The organism is Streptomyces barkulensis, assembly GCF_002843305.1.
GTDB lineage: Bacteria > Actinomycetota > Actinomycetes > Streptomycetales > Streptomycetaceae > Streptomyces > Streptomyces barkulensis.
Window position 1 is genome coordinate 41,434 of the sequence record NZ_PGSG01000041.1, and the last position, 15,474, is coordinate 56,907.

At 73.5% G+C, this 15,474-nt stretch carries 13 protein-coding genes and 3 tRNA genes; 8 read left to right on the forward strand and 8 right to left on the reverse strand.

Annotated features, from left to right (window positions below):
• Positions 1-76: 76 nt before the first annotated feature.
• The 5 genes from CUT83_RS09680 to purS all read right to left on the reverse strand — a co-directional run bounded on the left by CUT83_RS09680 (position 77) and on the right by purS (position 5,635).
• Positions 77-880 (reverse strand): maleylpyruvate isomerase family mycothiol-dependent enzyme, encoded by an 804-nt coding sequence (locus tag CUT83_RS09680; RefSeq protein WP_101255452.1) that lies wholly within the window; start codon positions 878-880, stop codon positions 77-79.
• A gap of 78 nt (positions 881-958) precedes the next feature.
• Positions 959-2,227 (reverse strand): hypothetical protein, encoded by a 1,269-nt coding sequence (locus CUT83_RS09685; RefSeq protein WP_101255453.1) that lies wholly within the window; start codon positions 2,225-2,227, stop codon positions 959-961.
• A gap of 126 nt (positions 2,228-2,353) precedes the next feature.
• Positions 2,354-4,603, reverse strand: coding sequence for a phosphoribosylformylglycinamidine synthase subunit PurL (gene purL / locus CUT83_RS09690; protein WP_101255454.1), 2,250 nt, complete (start codon positions 4,601-4,603; stop codon positions 2,354-2,356).
• Between the two features lie 91 nt (positions 4,604-4,694).
• Positions 4,695-5,372, reverse strand: coding sequence for a phosphoribosylformylglycinamidine synthase subunit PurQ (purQ, locus tag CUT83_RS09695; protein ID WP_101255455.1), 678 nt, complete (start codon positions 5,370-5,372; stop codon positions 4,695-4,697).
• Positions 5,369-5,635: a phosphoribosylformylglycinamidine synthase subunit PurS gene (gene purS, locus CUT83_RS09700; RefSeq protein ID WP_093663089.1), complete on the reverse strand. Its 267-nt coding sequence runs from the start codon at positions 5,633-5,635 to the stop codon at positions 5,369-5,371. The genes purQ and purS overlap by 4 nt, the downstream gene beginning before the upstream one ends.
• 334 nt (positions 5,636-5,969) lie before the next feature.
• On the opposite strand from purS, the gene CUT83_RS09705 reads away from it, so the two are divergent.
• The 8 genes from CUT83_RS09705 to CUT83_RS09740 all read left to right on the forward strand — a co-directional run bounded on the left by CUT83_RS09705 (position 5,970) and on the right by CUT83_RS09740 (position 10,707).
• Positions 5,970-6,323 (forward strand): histone-like nucleoid-structuring protein Lsr2, encoded by a 354-nt coding sequence (locus CUT83_RS09705; protein WP_101255456.1) that lies wholly within the window; start codon positions 5,970-5,972, stop codon positions 6,321-6,323.
• Positions 6,324-6,424: 101 nt separating this feature from the next.
• Positions 6,425-6,496: transfer RNA gene (locus CUT83_RS09710), tRNA-Gly, on the forward strand.
• Positions 6,497-6,570: 74 nt separating this feature from the next.
• Positions 6,571-6,643, forward strand: a tRNA-Gly gene (locus CUT83_RS09715).
• Positions 6,644-6,802: 159 nt separating this feature from the next.
• A complete protein-coding gene (locus tag CUT83_RS09720; RefSeq protein WP_101255457.1) occupies positions 6,803-7,798 on the forward strand; it encodes an ABC transporter ATP-binding protein in 996 nt (331 codons plus the stop codon).
• Positions 7,795-8,628 carry an ABC transporter permease gene (locus CUT83_RS09725; RefSeq protein ID WP_101255458.1) on the forward strand — a complete coding sequence of 278 codons (834 nt, stop codon included), beginning with the start codon at positions 7,795-7,797 and terminating at the stop codon, positions 8,626-8,628. Before CUT83_RS09720 ends, CUT83_RS09725 begins: the two co-directional genes overlap by 4 nt.
• 16 nt (positions 8,629-8,644) lie before the next feature.
• Entirely contained in the window at positions 8,645-9,943 is a 1,299-nt protein-coding gene (locus CUT83_RS09730) for a sensor histidine kinase (RefSeq protein WP_101255459.1), read from the forward strand.
• Between the two features lie 71 nt (positions 9,944-10,014).
• Positions 10,015-10,611 carry a response regulator transcription factor gene (locus CUT83_RS09735; RefSeq protein ID WP_093852497.1) on the forward strand — a complete coding sequence of 199 codons (597 nt, stop codon included), beginning with the start codon at positions 10,015-10,017 and terminating at the stop codon, positions 10,609-10,611.
• A gap of 23 nt (positions 10,612-10,634) precedes the next feature.
• A tRNA-Gly gene (locus tag CUT83_RS09740) sits at positions 10,635-10,707 on the forward strand.
• 105 nt (positions 10,708-10,812) lie between these two features.
• On the opposite strand, the gene CUT83_RS09745 is transcribed toward CUT83_RS09740, so the two are convergent.
• The 3 genes from CUT83_RS09745 to CUT83_RS09755 all read right to left on the reverse strand — a co-directional run bounded on the left by CUT83_RS09745 (position 10,813) and on the right by CUT83_RS09755 (position 15,235).
• Positions 10,813-11,727 (reverse strand): phosphoribosylaminoimidazolesuccinocarboxamide synthase, encoded by a 915-nt coding sequence (locus tag CUT83_RS09745; RefSeq protein WP_101255460.1) that lies wholly within the window; start codon positions 11,725-11,727, stop codon positions 10,813-10,815.
• A gap of 146 nt (positions 11,728-11,873) precedes the next feature.
• Positions 11,874-13,352, reverse strand: a complete 1,479-nt coding sequence (locus CUT83_RS09750) for a N,N-dimethylformamidase beta subunit family domain-containing protein (RefSeq protein ID WP_101255461.1) — start codon at positions 13,350-13,352, stop codon at positions 11,874-11,876.
• 233 nt (positions 13,353-13,585) lie between these two features.
• A complete protein-coding gene (locus CUT83_RS09755; protein WP_101255462.1) occupies positions 13,586-15,235 on the reverse strand; it encodes a hypothetical protein in 1,650 nt (549 codons plus the stop codon).
• Positions 15,236-15,474: the final 239 nt, after the last annotated feature.

A 15,474-nucleotide genomic window follows, 5' to 3' on the forward strand; every position in this document is an offset into this window, starting at 1 on the left:
AGGACAGGTTCCGCGGTGCTCAATACCCGGGACCGCCTCTCCCCCGCAGCCCCCGGCGGTCTCTCACCGCAGGTCATCACCCCAGTACGGGGAGGTGATCGCGCAGATCCGCGCGCTCGCCGCTCGCTGTGAGATGCGCCGCATCCAGCTCCGCCGACCAGTCGGTGCGCCCGGTCGCCAGGCGGATCCAGGTCAGCGGATCGGTCTCCACCACGTTCGGCGGGGTGCCGCGGGTGTGCCGCGGGCCCGCCACGCACTGGACGACCGCGAAGGGCGGGATCCGCACCTCCACCGAGGAGCCGGGCGCCTTGGCGGCCAGCGCGTCCGCCAGCAGCCGCACGGTCGTCGCCAGGGCCTGGCGGACCGGCGGGACACGTACGCCGGTGGCCCGGGTGAGGTCGTCGCCGTGCACCACCAGCTCCAGCAGGCGGGTCACGGTGAAGTCCAGCGCCCGCATCGCGCCGAAGGGGTGCGGCAGCAGCACGTCCGCGCGCACGGCCTGCTCCAGCACCGGCTCCAGCTCCTCGACGGCGTCGTCCACCGCGCGGGCCGCGTCCTCGTACGCCTTCGCGTGCCTGCGGGTCGCCTCGTCCAGCTCGTGGGCGGCGCCGGCCACGGACACCGCCCAGGCGTTCAGGTCCGTCTGCGGCGCGGCGGCCCGGGGCGGGGGCTCCGCCAGCAGCCGGGGCACCGCCTCGATCTGCCCGGCGATGTGGACCACCAGATGTCGCACGTCCCAGCCGGGCAGCCCGGAGGGCCGGGCCAGCTGGTCGGGGGTGAGGGCGTGCACGGCGTTGCGCACGGCCTCCACCTGCCCGATGAGCCCGGCCCGCACCATGGCCGGGTCGTACGTCCTGGGCTTGCGCTTCACCGGAGGCATGGCGTCAGAGTAGAACGCCGCGTGGCGGAAGCAGGCGGCTACCCGCCGGTCGGGCCGCCGATCCCTTCCGGCCCGGGGTCAGCTCTCCTCCTGGTAGTCGCTCTTCGGGGGCATGGCGATGTCCGCGCAGCCGCGCCGCTCGGCGACGTCCTCGACATAGGCGCGGAAGACCGGCTCCAGATGGCGGGCCACGGCTTCGGAGTACGGGTAGCCGGCGGTGAGGACATGGACGGCGGGCTCGCCGTCGCACACGGATGTGGCCCACCAGGCGTTCGCGCCGTCGTCGAACCCGCCCCGGCCAGGTATGGCCGCCCGCTCGTCGTCGACCGGATCGGTGGAGACGTGTTCGGCCGCGTCGCCGAAGAAACTCTCGGCGCTGAGCCACCAGCTGCGCGGCCCGCCGAGGGCCTTGTAGAACCGCTGATAGGCGGGGCCCTCCAGATGCCTCTCGTACACCGCGCTCCCGGCCTCGCGGCTGACGGTCAGCAGGCAGCGCTCCTGCCAGACCAGCTCGTTCGCGCTGCTCTCCAGCACCCGGTCGGGCAGCCAGCCGGAGGCGTTGGCCCGCCCGGTGTGCAGACCGGCCTCGCCGTACCAGGCGCAGGTGCCCTCGGCCTTCTCCGGGGCGACGGGCTCGGTGTTCAGCGCCGGTATGCCGTCCGGCGGCTCGGGGAGGCGGTCGGAGCACCCCAGTTCGGCGGCGAGGTTGTTGGCAGTGGTGACCGCGATGCGGGCCAGCCGGTCGCGGTCGTCCTGGGCGAGCTGGCCGTTCTCGGAGAACTCCGCCCGGGTGGCCGCGCTCAGCCCGGCGGAGGCCCGTATGGCTGTGATCTCCTCGCCCCGGTGCTCGGTGCCGGGGCAGGGCAGCCGGACGGAGACACCGGTGTCGGTGACGTACCCGGCTATGCCGCCGCCGACCGGCTGGTACACCTGCGGAACGTCGATGTACGGGTTGGTGTGGTCGAGCGCGTCCTCGAAGGCGTCATCGACCGGTTCGTACGTCCACCCGGTGGGCTCGGTGGCCACCTGTGCGGAGAAGAACGAACCGCTCTCCCCCACTCCTCGCCCTCTTCCGGAGGCCTCCTCGCTGCGCAGGACGCAGCTCTGCGGCAGCCGGGCGTCGTCCAGCCGGATTCCGTCCGTGAGGTTCCGGGCGGGAGTGATCTCTCCCCCGCTCCCCCGTAGAGCCAGCACCTCGCCCACCGGGACCAGGCCGCCGCAGGCCTCGTCCACGGCGTGCCGGCGCTCCCACCACTGCCACAGCGTCCAGCCGCTCAGCCCGATCGCGAAGACGGCCACGGCGCACACCAGCCGGTTGTACGCCCTCCGCCACCGCCCGCGGTCCATCCGTCCCCTCGCCCCCGTCCCGTACAGCCCCGGCATCCGTCCGGCGGCGAACCTACCAGCGCCCTGTGACAGCCGTGCCCCGCCGCCCGGGGCGGGCGGCGGGGCACGGCGGCCGTCGTACGGGCGTCAGGCGAGCAGCCCCGGGATGGTGGCCTCGTGGGCCTCGCGCAGCTCGGCCAGGGAGACGGAGAACTGCCCCTGGACCTCGACGGCGTCGCCGTCCACCACGCCGATGCGGGTGGCGGGCAGGCCGCGGGCGCCGCACATGTCGGTGAAGCGCAGCTCCTCGCTGCGCGGCACCGCCACGATCGCGCGGCCGGCCGACTCGGAGAACAGGAACACGAACGGGTCCAGCCCGTCGGGGACGACCAGCCGGGCGCCCTTCCCGCCCTTGAGGCAGGACTCGGTCACCGCCTGGATGAGCCCGCCGTCGCTCAGGTCGTGCGCCGCGTCGACCATGCCGTCGCGGGAGGCGGAGATCAGGATCTCGGCGAGCAGCCGCTCACGCTCCAGGTCCACCTTCGGCGGCAGCCCGCCCAGGTGGTCGTGGATCACCTGGGACCAGGCCGAGCCGCCCAGCTCCTCGCGGGTGTCGCCCAGGAGGTAGACCAGCTGGCCCTCCTGTGCGAACGCCATCGGGGTGCGGCGGGTGACGTCGTCGATCACGCCGAGCACACCGACCACCGGGGTCGGGTGGATGGCGGTGTCGCCCGTCTGGTTGTAGAGGGAGACGTTGCCGCCGGTCACCGGGGTGCCCAGCGTCTGACAGGCGTCGGCCAGTCCGCGGCAGGCCTCGGCGAACTGCCACATCGCGCCCGGGTCCTCCGGCGAGCCGAAGTTCAGGCAGTCGGTGACGGCCAGCGGCTTCGCGCCGGCTGCGGCGACGTTGCGGTAGGACTCGGCCAGCGCGAGCTGCGCGCCGGTGTACGGGTCGAGCTTGGCGTAGCGGCCGTTGCCGTCGGTGGCGACGGCCACGCCCAGGCCGGTCTCCTCGTCGATGCGGATCATGCCGCTGTCCTCGGGCTGGGCCAGGACGGTGTTGCCGAGCACGTAGCGGTCGTACTGGTCGGTGATCCACGCCTTGGACGCCTGGTTCGGCGAGCCGACCAGCTTCAGGACCTGCTCGCGCAGCTCGTCCCCGCCGGAGGGGCGGGGCAGCCTGTTCGCGTCGTCGGCCTGGAGGGCGTCCTGCCACTCGGGTCGGGCGTAGGGGCGGTTGTAGACCGGGCCCTCGTGGGCGACCGTGCGCGGGGGCACGTCCACGATCTGCTCGCCGTGCCAGTAGATCTCCAGCCGGTCGCCGTCGGTGACCTCGCCGATGACGGTGGCGATGACGTCCCACTTCTCGCAGATGGCCAGGAAGCGGTCGACCTTGTCCGGCTCGACGACGGCGCACATGCGCTCCTGCGACTCGCTCATGAGGATCTCCTCGGGCGAGAGCGTGGAGTCGCGCAGCGGAACGGTGTCCAGTTCCACGCGCATACCGCCGGAGCCGGCCGAGGCCAGCTCGGAGGTGGCGCAGGACAGGCCGGCGCCACCGAGGTCCTGGATGCCGACGACCAGGTCCTCCTTGAAGACCTCCAGGGTGCACTCGATGAGGAGCTTCTCCTGGAAGGGGTCGCCCACCTGGACGGCCGGGCGCTTGGCCGGGCCCGTCTCGTCGAAGGTCTCCGAGGCGAGCACGGAGACGCCGCCGATGCCGTCGCCGCCGGTGCGGGCGCCGTAGAGGACGACCTTGTTGCCGGTGCCCGACGCCTTGGCCAGATGGATGTCCTCGTGCCGCATCACGCCCACGCACAGGGCGTTGACCAGCGGGTTTCCCTGGTAGCAGGGGTCGAAGACGACCTCGCCGCCGATGTTGGGCAGGCCCAGGCAGTTGCCGTAGCCGCCGATGCCGGCGACGACGCCGGGCAGGACGCGGCGAGTGTCGGGGTGGTCGGCCGCGCCGAAGCGCAGCGGGTCCATCACGGCGACCGGGCGTGCGCCCATGGCCAGGATGTCGCGGACGATGCCGCCGATGCCGGTGGCCGCGCCCTGGTAGGGCTCGATGTAGGAGGGGTGGTTGTGGGACTCCACCTTGAAGGTGACGGCGTAGCCCTGGCCGACGTCCACGACCCCGGCGTTCTCGCCGATGCCCACCAGCATGGCGTCGGACTCCGGGGCCTTCTCGCCGAACTGCTTCAGGTGGACCTTGCTGGACTTGTAGGAGCAGTGCTCGGACCACATCACGGAGTACATGGCCAGCTCGGCGCCGGTCGGGCGGCGACCGAGGATCTCCCGGATGCGGTCGTACTCGTCGCGCTTGAGGCCGAGCTCGGCCCAGGGCTGCTCGACGTCCGGGGTGTCGCTCGCGTGCTTGACGGTGTCGAGACTCATGCCGCGCCCTTTCGATGAGCTTCTCCGCCCGCACGACGCAGAGGTGCGGGCATCGGGGCCGTCTGCGGCCGAGTGGTCGTGCGTGCGTCGCTCATGCGGTGACCAGCTTCTTCAGAACAGAGGTGAAGAATCCCAGCCCGTCGGTGGTGGGCCCGGTCAGGGCCTCGACGGCGTGCTCGGGGTGGGGCATGAGGCCGACGACGTTGCCGGCCTCGTTGCAGATGCCGGCGATGTCGCGGCGGGAGCCGTTGGGGTTGACGTCCAGGTAGCGGAAGACGACCCGGCCGGTCGCCTCCAGCTCGTCCAGGGTGCGCTCGTCGGCGACGTAGCCGCCCTCGCCGTTCTTGAGCGGGACGGTGATCTCCTGGCCCCCGGCGTAGTCGGAGGTCCAGGCGGTGTCCGCGTTCTCCACGCGCAGCTTCTGGTCGCGGCAGACGAAGTGGAGGTGGTCGTTGCGGGTGAGCGCGCCGGGCAGCAGGTGCGACTCGCACAGCACCTGGAAACCGTTGCAGATACCGAGCACCGGCAGGCCGGCGCGGGCCTGGTCGACGACCGTCTCCATCACCGGCGAGAAGCGGGCGATGGCGCCGCAGCGCAGGTAGTCGCCGTAGGAGAAGCCGCCGGGGAGGACGACGGCGTCCACCTGGTCCAGGCTCTTGTCGCGGTGCCACAGGGTGACCGGCTCGGCGCCGGCGAGGCGGATGGCGCGCCGGGCGTCCACGTCGTCGAGGGAGCCGGGGAAGGTGACGACTCCGATGCGGGTCGTCATGCGGGGGTCACCTCTTCGCGCTCCTCGACGCGCACGGTGAAGTCCTCGATCACGGTGTTGGCGAGGAACGTCTCGGCGAGCTGGTGAATGCGGGCGAGGGCGTCGTCGTCGACCGGACCCTCCACCTCGAGCTCGAAGCGCTTGCCCTGGCGGACGTCCGAGATGCCCTCGTAGCCCAGCCGGGGCAGCGCACGCTGAACCGCCTGGCCCTGGGGGTCGAGGATCTCCGGCTTGAGCATGACGTCGACTACGACGCGAGCCACAGGTACTCCCGGTGGGTGTTGGTGCTGGAGGCTGCCGCTTCAGCGTACCCGCCGGAAAATTCTACTCGCGTAGATATGAGCCGCTCCGGTCACGGTCGGGTATCGGCGCACCGGAAAACACCGGGAAGTACTGCCCCAGTCGGCGCCGGAAAAGTAAAGTCGCGTTCGCGGCATGACACGCGGGCGATAATTCAACCGCTTCACCAGACAATGCCTGCCGCTGTACAAAGGAAAGGGCATTGACGCCGATCGCCGGGAACGTCGATATCACCGCACGTCAGGAAGTGGTTTCGAAGTGTTTCCGTATGCGATCCTCCCGAAAGGACCGATATCCGTGGCACAGCGTGTGGTGGTCACACTCTCCGACGACATCGACGGCGGGGAAGCATCGGAGACGGTCGCCTTCGGCCTCGACGGCAAGTCGTACGAGATCGATCTCAACCGCGAGAACGCGAAGAAACTGCGCATGGGCCTGGCCCCCTTTGTGCGGGCCGGCCGCAAGCGGGCCAGGTCCGGGAAGACGTTCCAGCGCACCTCCGTCGCGCCGGACCCGTCCGCGGTGCGGGCCTGGGCCCGGTCGCACGGCTTCGAGGTGCCGCCGCGCGGCCGCATCCCCAAGAAGGTCTACGAGGCGTTCGACGAGGCCCACGGATCCACCTCCGGCGCCGCCCCCGGGGAGTCGCGCTGAGCCCGCCTCCGGGCCGACTTGCCAGGCACCCCGGGTGATCGGCTAGAGTCTGGAGCACACCGCCGGGGGCGGCCGGAAACGGCCGGAACCAAGGTGGTCACGCGGGTGTAGCTCAGTAGTAGAGCGCCCTCTTTCCAAGAGGGAGGCGCAGTGTGCGATTCCTGTCACCCGCTCCGCTCACTCCACCGGGTCTCCGGGATCGGGTAGAGTGAAGGCGCGCCGCTCGGTGAGAGCCGGGAGGTCGCATGCGGACGTAGCTCAGTTGGTAGAGCGCAACCTTGCCAAGGTTGAGGTCGCGAGTTCGAGCCTCGTCGTCCGCTCAGAGAAAAGACCCCGGTCCTTCAGGACCGGGGTCTTCTTCGTGTGTGTCATGTCACATCCCCTCATCTCCCCCCGCCCACCGGCCGGTTGACATTTGTCACGCGCGCTCGTGACAGCCCGCACTGCTCCCGCTCCCGGCCCCGCGCGACCCTGGTGGCATGGAGATCGGAGAGCAGGTCATCGAGGTGAGCGGGCTGCGGCGGCGCTACGGCCCGGCGAAGGGGGACGGCGGCTTCGATGCCGTACGGGGAGTCTCGTTCTCCGTGGCGCGCGGCGAGCTGTTCGCGCTGCTGGGGACGAACGGCGCGGGCAAGACATCCACCGTCGAGCTGCTGGAGGGAATGGCCGAGCCCAGCGGCGGCCGGGTGCGCGTGCTCGGGCACGACCCGTACCGCGAGCGTGCCCGGGTGCGGTCGCGGATCGGGGTGATGCTCCAGGAGGGCGGCTTCTCCTCCGACCTGACCGTCGCCGAGACCGCGCGGATGTGGGCCGGCTGCACCAGCGGGGCCCGTCCGACCTCGGAGGCGCTGGAGATGGTGGGCCTGGCCCCGCGCGCGGACGTCCGCGTCAAGCAGCTCTCCGGCGGCGAGCGGCGGCGGCTGGACCTGGCCATGGCCCTGCTCGGCCGGCCCGAGGTGCTCTTCCTGGACGAGCCGACGACCGGGCTGGACGCCGAGGGGCGGCGGGAGACCTGGCGGCTGGTGCGGGAGCTGCGGGAGGGCGGTACGACCGTGGTGCTGACCACGCACTACCTGGAGGAGGCCGAGGAGCTGGCCGACCGGCTGGCGATCATGCGGGCGGGGCGGATCGTCGTCTCCGGCACGCCCGCCGAGGTCACCGCCTCGCGCCCGTCCCGGATCCGCTTCACGCTGCCCGAGGGGATGCCCGCCGCCCGGCTTCCGCTGTCGCTGAAGGCCGCCGAGCACGGGCGGGGTGTGGAGATCCGCACCGGCCGGCTGCAGGAGTCCCTGACCGAACTCCTGCTGTGGGCACGGCAGGAGGGCGTGACGCTGGCGGGTCTGGACGCCCGCTCGGCCTCCCTGGAGGAGGCGTTCCTGGAGATCGCCCACGGTGGTGGCCCGGACGCGGCGGAGGACGACGGCACAGCGGAGGAAGACGGCACGGCACGACTGGCGGAGGCGGGAGCACGATGAGCGCGACGGACACCGGGAGCAGGACGGGCGGCGGTGGCGGGGCGGCCGACGGGGCGGCCGGCGGGGCGGCGGCCTCCCTGGGCCGGCTGCGGTCGCTGGCCCGTGCGGAGCTGACGCTGCTCGTCCGCAACCGCACCGCCATGTTCACCGCCCTGCTGATGCCGCTGGCCATGGTGCTGTTCATGCGCTCCACGGTCGAGCAGGCGCCGCTGGAGGGCACCGGGCTGAGTGTCACCGATCTGGTGATGACCAGCGGCATCCCGATGGTGCTGATCCTCGTCGTCTATCTGAACCTCATCCCCGCCTACGTCTCCCGCCGCGAGGAGCTGGTCCTCAAGCGGCTGCGGACCGGAGAGCTGCGGGACTGGGAGATCCTGGCCGGCGCGGCGCTGCCGGTGGTCACCGTGGCGCTGGCGCAGTGCGCCGTGCTGGTCGCGGCGGGCGCGGCCCTGCTGGAGATGACGCCGCCGGACCGGCCGGACCTGCTGGTCCTGGGCGTGCTGCTGGGCGCGGTCCTGATGGTGCTGACGGCCGCCGCGACGGCCGTGATCACCCGGACCACGGAGAGCGCGCAGATCACCGCGCTGCCGCTGCTGATGGTCTCGCTGGCCGGCTCGGGGATGTTCGTCCCCCTGGAGGTCATGCCGGAGCGGGTGGCCGACGTCCTGCGGCTGCTGCCGATGAGCCCGGTGGTGGACCTGGTGCGGTACGGCTGGCTCGGCGGCGGCGAGCCGGGCGAGGTGCTGCGGACACTGGGGACCGCCGTGGCCTGGGCCCTGGTGTCGGTGTTCGCTGTACGGCGGTGGTTCCGCTGGGAACCGCGTCACTGAGGTGCGAGGAGCGGGTGTGACGGTGGCGGTCGGGGAAGGCACGCTGGGCTGGGTGGAGCGGATACGGCGGTCCAGCGGGCCGGTCCGCTTCCACCAGTACACCCGCTTCACGCTCTACAGCTTCGCCGTCTGCGAGGCGGCGCTGCTGGCCTTCTGGTGCGTGGCGCAGCGCGGCGGCGTCCCCCTCTGGGTCGCCGCCGCTCTGATCGCGCTGTTCGCGGCGCACTCCGTGTGCCATCTGCTGCTGTGCCGGGCCGGGTTGCGGTACTACCTGGGGTCGGCCGAACGGCCGGAACGCCTGACAGCGGTGTACGTCGGGCTCACGGCCGTCGGTGTCACCGCGCTCCACGCCTCGGTCGGGGCCGGAGTGCTGGACCCGGGGGCGGTGGCCGCCAGCTCCTGGCTGCTGATGTTCCTGGCCGGGCCGGTGCTCCTCACCCTGTCGGTCCGGCGGAGCGTCCTGGTGACGGCGCTGGTCATCGCGGGGTCGGCGCTGTCCGTCGCGGCGCTGGACCTGCCGGCGGGGCAGACGGGGTACCACGCGGGCTCCGCCGTCCTCGGCGCCGTCCTGTTCGGCTTCAGCTACCGCTGTTCGGGCTGGATGCTGCGGGTGGTCAACGAGCTGGAGGCCGCCCGGGAGACCCAGGCGCGGCTGGCGGTGGCCGAGGAGCGGCTGCGGTTCGGCCGGGACCTGCACGACGTGCTGGGCCGCAACCTGTCGGTGATCGCCCTCAAGAGCGAGCTGGCCGTGCAGCTCGCGCAGCGCGGCTCGCCCTCCGCCGTGGACCAGATGACCGAGGTGCAGCGGATCGCGCGGGAGTCGCAGCGGGAGATGCGGGAGGTCGTACGCGGCTACCGGGAGGCCGATCTGCACACCGAACTGGTCGGCGCGCGCGGGGTGCTGAGGGCGGCCGGGATCGACTGCCGGATCGATGACAGCGGCAGCGCGGAGCTGGCCGAACCGCTGCAGTCGGCCCTGGGCTGGGTGGTCCGCGAGGGCACCACCAACGTGCTGCGGCACGCCGACGCCCGGCGGTGCACGGTGCGGCTGCGCGTCGTGTCCGGGGGCGGGCGGAGCGGGCGGGGCACCGGACCGGTCGCCGAGCTGGTGATGGAGAACGACGGCGCAGCGCGGCCTGGAGCCGCCGCGGGAGGCGGCTCCGGGCTGGCCGGGCTCCGCGAACGCCTGGCCGCGCTCGGCGGCACACTGACCGGTGAGCGCGGCGCGGACGGCGTCTTCCGGCTGACGGCCCGGGTGCCGGCGCGGACGTCTGCCCGGCGGGACGGCGAGGGACACGGGGAAGGGAAGCTGTGAGCGACCACGAGCGGGGCGGTACGGACAGTGGCGTCACCGACGGCGGCGCGGGAGGCGGACGCCGCGTACGGGTGCTGCTGGCCGACGACGAGCACCTGATCCGGGGCGCGCTGGCCGCGCTGCTGGCGCTGGAGGACGACCTGCTGGTGGTGGCCGAGGCCGCCTCCGGGCCCGAGGCGCTGGCGATGGCCCGCGCCCACCGGCCCGACGTGGCGGTGCTGGACCTCCAGATGCCGGGCAAGGACGGTGTGGCGGTCGCCACGGAGCTGCGTGCCGGTCTCCCCGCCTGCGCCACCATGATCGTGACCGGGCACGGCCGCCCGGGGCATCTGAAGCGGGCCCTGGCCGCTGGGGTGCGGGGCTTCGTGCCCAAGACCGTCTCGGCGCAGCGGCTGGCCGAGATCATCCGCACGGTGCACGCCGGCAACCGCTATGTGGACCCGGAGCTGGCCGCCGACGCGATCAGCGCCGGGGACTCGCCGCTGACCGCCCGCGAGGCCGAGCTGCTGGAGCTGGCGGCGGACGGGGCGCCGGTCGCGGAGATCGCCGCGCGGGCCGCGCTGGCGCCGGGGACGGTCCGCAACTACCTGTCGTCGGCCGCCGCGAAGCTGTCGGCGGAGAACCGTCACGCGGCCGTGCGCATCGCACGCGAGCGGGGTTGGCTATAGTAGGAGCGCACCGAACGGAGCACGCGGACGTAGCTCAGTTGGTAGAGCACCACCTTGCCAAGGTGGATGTCGCGAGTTCGAGTCTCGTCGTCCGCTCGATGAAAAGGCCCCGGTCCTTCAGGACCGGGGCCTTCTCCGTGTGCGGGTCTCCCGCGGGCGGGGCGGGGACGGCACCCGCAGGACCGTCCCCTGCCGCCGGTGTCAGCTCCAGCGGGTGCCCGTCAGCAGCTCGTACGCCTCGATGTAGCGGGCGCGGGTGCGCTCGACGACCTCGGCGGGCAGCTCGGGCGGGGGGACCTCGCCGCCGCGGTCCCAGCCGGCGGCCGGGGAGGTCAGCCAGTCGCGGACGATCTGCTTGTCGAACGAGGGCTGGGAGCGGCCCGGCTCCCACTCGTCGACGGGCCAGAAGCGCGAGGAGTCCGGCGTCAGCACCTCGTCGGCGAGCACCAGCCGCTCCCCGCCGTCACCCTCCACGGCCCACCCGAACTCGAACTTGGTGTCGGCCAGGATGATGCCCCGCTCCCTGGCGATGTCGCGCCCCCGGGAGTAGACGGCCAGGGTGAGCTGGCGCAGTTCGGCGGCGGTGTCGGCGCCGACCCGGCGGGCGACCTCCTCGTAGGGGACGTTCTCGTCGTGCTCGCCGACCTCCGCCTTGGTGGCCGGGGTGAAGATGGGGGCGGGCAGCTCGGAGCCGTCCTCCAGGCCCTCGGGCAGGGCGAGGCCGCAGACCGTGCGGGCCTGGCGGTACTCGGCCAGGCCCGAGCCGGTGAGGTAGCCGCGGGCCACGCACTCGACCGGCACCATGCGCAGGGAGCGGCAGACCACCGTGCGGCCCGCCCAGTCGGCGGGGGCGCCGGACGGCAGCTCGGTGGAGAGCACATGGCCCGGCACCAGGTCGGCGAGCTGGTCGAACCACCACAGGGAGAGCTGGGTGAGGACGCGGCCCTTGTCGGGGATCTCGGTCGGCAGCACCCAGTCGTAGGCGGACACCCGGTCGCTGGCGACCATCACCAGATCGCCCGCCTCGTTCCGGTACAGGTCCCGCACCTTGCCGGTGTGCACGTGCACCAGACCCGGCACCTGTACGGGTTCGGGCTTCTCTACGAATCCGGTCACGGCTCCTCCTGTGGCTTGGTCCAGGAGTTCCGATTCTCCCGTACCCCCGCCCTCCCCACCGGCCGGGGTCGGACGGACGGGTGGGGGCGCGCCGCGCGAACAGCCGTAACCGCGCGAACAGCCGTAACCGGGCGGGCCGCGGTGGCTCAGGGGTGCTTGCAGATGTGGTCCAGGAGGTTGGCCGTGGCCCGCTGGATGCGGGAGTCGATGTGGCCGGGGCGGTCCAGGGCCGGGGACCAGGCGAAGGTGCCCGAGGCGAAGACCAGGGCGCCGCCGGGCGCCTCGTACAGGGAGGTCTCCTGGTGGCGGCGGGTGCCGGAGGCGTCCCGGTAGGGCGAGTGGGCCAGCAGGACGCGGCCGGTGTGCGGGGGCAGGGCGGTGCGCGGGAAGTAGCGGTCGGCCTCGCCCGCCACCAGGCCGGGCAGCTCCTCGCCCTCCGCCGCCCCGGTGGCCTCCCACAGCCAGTGGGAGGTGTTGCGCACGACCATCGGGTGCGGCCGGGGCACCTGGCCCGCGTACTGGACGCCCAGCACCTGCTGTTCGGGCTCGCCCTGGTCGCGCCAGCGCCGCGGGCGGCCCGGGCCGCGGCGCTTGCGGCAGGTCATCAGCCGGTCGGGGGCTCCGGAGGGCGAGGGGCCCAGCTCGACCTGCCAGTACATGGTGTTGGCCGAGAGGAAGACCAGCGAGGTGCCGCTGTCGCGGGCCTTCTCCACGGCGCGGCGCATGGGCGCCGACCAGTACTCGTCGTGGCCGGCGAAGACCAGGCCGCGGTAGCGGGAGGGGTCGACGCGGCCCGCGTGCAGATCGCGGGTGTCGGCGTAGGCCAGGTCGTAGCCGTAGCGCTCGGCCCAGCGGATGAAGTCGTAGGCGTGGCCCACGTGCAGGGGCAGGCCCGCGCCCGCGTACGGCCGGTCGAAGGAGACGGTGACGGCCGCGTCCTCCTCCCCCAGCAGCCGCCCCTCCCCGTCCCAGGCGTGGTAGAGGCTGGCGCCGGTGCGGCCGTCCTCGGGGAAGAGGTTGTACGCCTGCCAGGTGACGTCGGGGATGACCAGCAGCAGGTCGCCGGGGCGTTCGTCGCGGACGGTGAAGGGGATGTGGGAGCGGTGGCCGTCGGCTGTGGTCAGCACGGCCACATGGGCGCCGGTGCTCCAGTAGTCCGGGATCTGGAGCCGCCAGGAGAGCCACCAGTGGTGGCAGGAGACGGTGCGGTCGGCGGCCAGCGGCGGGGGCTGGACGATGCCGGACAGCCGGGGGCTGGTGGTGATCTTGGTCGCTCCCTCGCCGCCGTAGTGGCCGATGCGGTAGACGTCCACGCCGAAGGGCTGGGGCGGATTGACCGTGATCCGGAAGTCGATGGACTCGCCGGGCGAGACCGCGCTCTCGGAGGTGAAGCCCTTGATCTGGCAGTGCACGTCGTCGGCCGCGCGCGGGCCGCCGCCCGCCGTGGACGGGGCGTGTCCGCCGTCCAGGCTGCTGTGGTCGAGGTACCAGGGGACGACGTGGCCGGTGTCGTCGAAGTAGTGCTCGCCGCACCGCAGCCAGGGCAGCGGTCCCTGCCCGAACGGATCGGTGACCGCGTGCGCGAGAGCTCCCGACTCCCAGCGCCGGATCTGCTCCGTGCCCACCTGTGTCTCCCCTCCCTGTGTCCGCTCCCGCGATGCCGTGCACCAGCACATCACATAAAGCGAACACCCTGTCACCCCTTGTCGCCGAATGGCCGGGGACCTGGCCGAACACGTCTCGAACACGAGGTGCGGGCAGCGGCCGGGAGGAGGGGCCGGGGGAGGGGCCGGGGGAGGGGCCGCAGGAAGGAGCCGCAGGCGGACGGGAGCCGCGGAGCGCCCGGACCGCCTGCGGCTCAGACCAGGCGGATGGGCTTGTCGGGCCGTACTCCCACGGCCGCCAGCCAGTCGAGCAGCGGCCGTGGGTCGCCGTCCTCGGCGAGGGCGAGGACGGGCCGGGCCAGATCGGCCCGTCGCTCGCCGTCGACGAACAGGGCGGGGCCGTCCAGCCAGTCGAGCCCGGGGGCCGCCCCGGCGGTGTCCACGGCCGCGCAGCACACGGCGGCCGTGATGTGCTCGGCCAGCAGCTCGCGTCCGGAGCGCGGCGGCTGGAGGGGGAAGCCGCCGCCGGGCGGGAGGAGCGCGCCGTCCCCGCCGGGGACGGGCAGGGGGATCGCGCCCGCCTCGCGGGCGGCGCCGGCCCGGGCCGCCTCCTCACGGGCGAGGTCGGCGCCGATCCGGGCGGCGAGCGCGTCGGCGCCGCCGCCGGACGGGGCGTCCGGGCCGTCCGGAGCCGCCCCGCCGGCCAGCCGGTCGACCAGCTCGGCCAGGGTCGGGTTCCCGTCGGCCCGCAGCGCCGTGAAGAGACGGGCGGCCTCGGAGCGCCAGATGCGGTCCACGACCTCCTCCGGGTACCCCTGCCAGTCCACCGGGGCCCAGTCGGGACCGGGCTCGGCCGGACCGCCGTGGAAGAGTCGCGCGGCCAGCAGGGAGACCTGGCGGTCCACCTCGCCGGGCTCCTCCAGCAGGTCGCAGGCGGGGCGCTCGCCCAGCCGGGTCGCGAAGCCCTCGGCCAGCCGGTCGCGCCGGGACAGCTCGGTGAGGGCGGAGACCACGCCGGCGTCCAGCCGGGCGGGCCAGCGCCCCGTGCGCCAGGCGGGCAGCGCGACCCGGGTCAGCAGCCGGTCCCAGCCGGCGTACGCCAGGCCCACCTGCTCCTGGGCGACGACCCGCAGGCCGTAGTCGACCGTCTGGGCCCGCGCCGCGGCCGCGGCGGCGACCATGCGCTCCATCTCCGCGGCGTGGGAGGCCCCGGCGCGCAGCAGCAGCCGGGAGATCCAGCCGGTGAAGTCGTACGCGAGCCGCCTGGGCGCCGGTCCGCGGGCCGCCACGGCGACCGCGGCGGCGGCGTCCAGTCCGCGGACGAAGCGCCGCGCGGCGGCGATGTCCGGGTGGGCGGACGGGCCCGTGCCGGCCACGATCGGGGCGAGCAGAGCCCGCAGTTCGGCGACCCGCATCCACCACAGGAAGGGGGAGCCGACGACGAGCACGGGGGCGTCCGAGCCGCGTGCCGTGCCGGGGCGCGGCAGACGGCGGCCGCGGGTGGTGTGCGCCCGGTCCTCCAGCCAGCTGTCGCAGTCCGGCGTCAGGGCTATCGCCGAGGGCGCCGGGACGTCCAGCCGGTCGGCGAGGTCGCGTATCAGCCGGTACAGGTCGGGGGCGGCCGACTCGTCGATCTGCACGGTGGGGCTGACCGCCGGGCGCGCCCGGGCGATCACGGCGGCCACGCCCGCGGCCGCGGCTAGCACCGGCACGGCGACGGCCGCGGCCGTCCAGCGCAGTGCGTCCCAGCCGTCGCCGCGGAGGTGGCCGGTGGCCCCTCCGGCCAGCAGGACGACCGCCGCGGCGGCGGGCAGCAGCGCGGCGCCCAGCGCGGCGCCGCGCACCCTCAGGACCGCCAGTGCGTGGTCGCGCGCCGAACGCGCGCCCGTCTCAGGTACCGCCACGAGTCGCTCACCCCCTTGCCGTTCCCCCGCGCCTGCCGTCACTCCCCCACTGTGGCACCGGCAGGCGACACCGCAATGTGCGGTGGGCCACTTGCCGGAGCCGTCCGCGGGAACCCTAGTCGGCGCCCGCGGGGCCGTCAGCCGGATGAGGAAGCGGTCACTCGATGGAATGGCTTTGGGTAAAGCTGGGTGCGGAAATCCATTCGCGGGGTGTCCGGACGGGTGTCCGGACGGGGCGC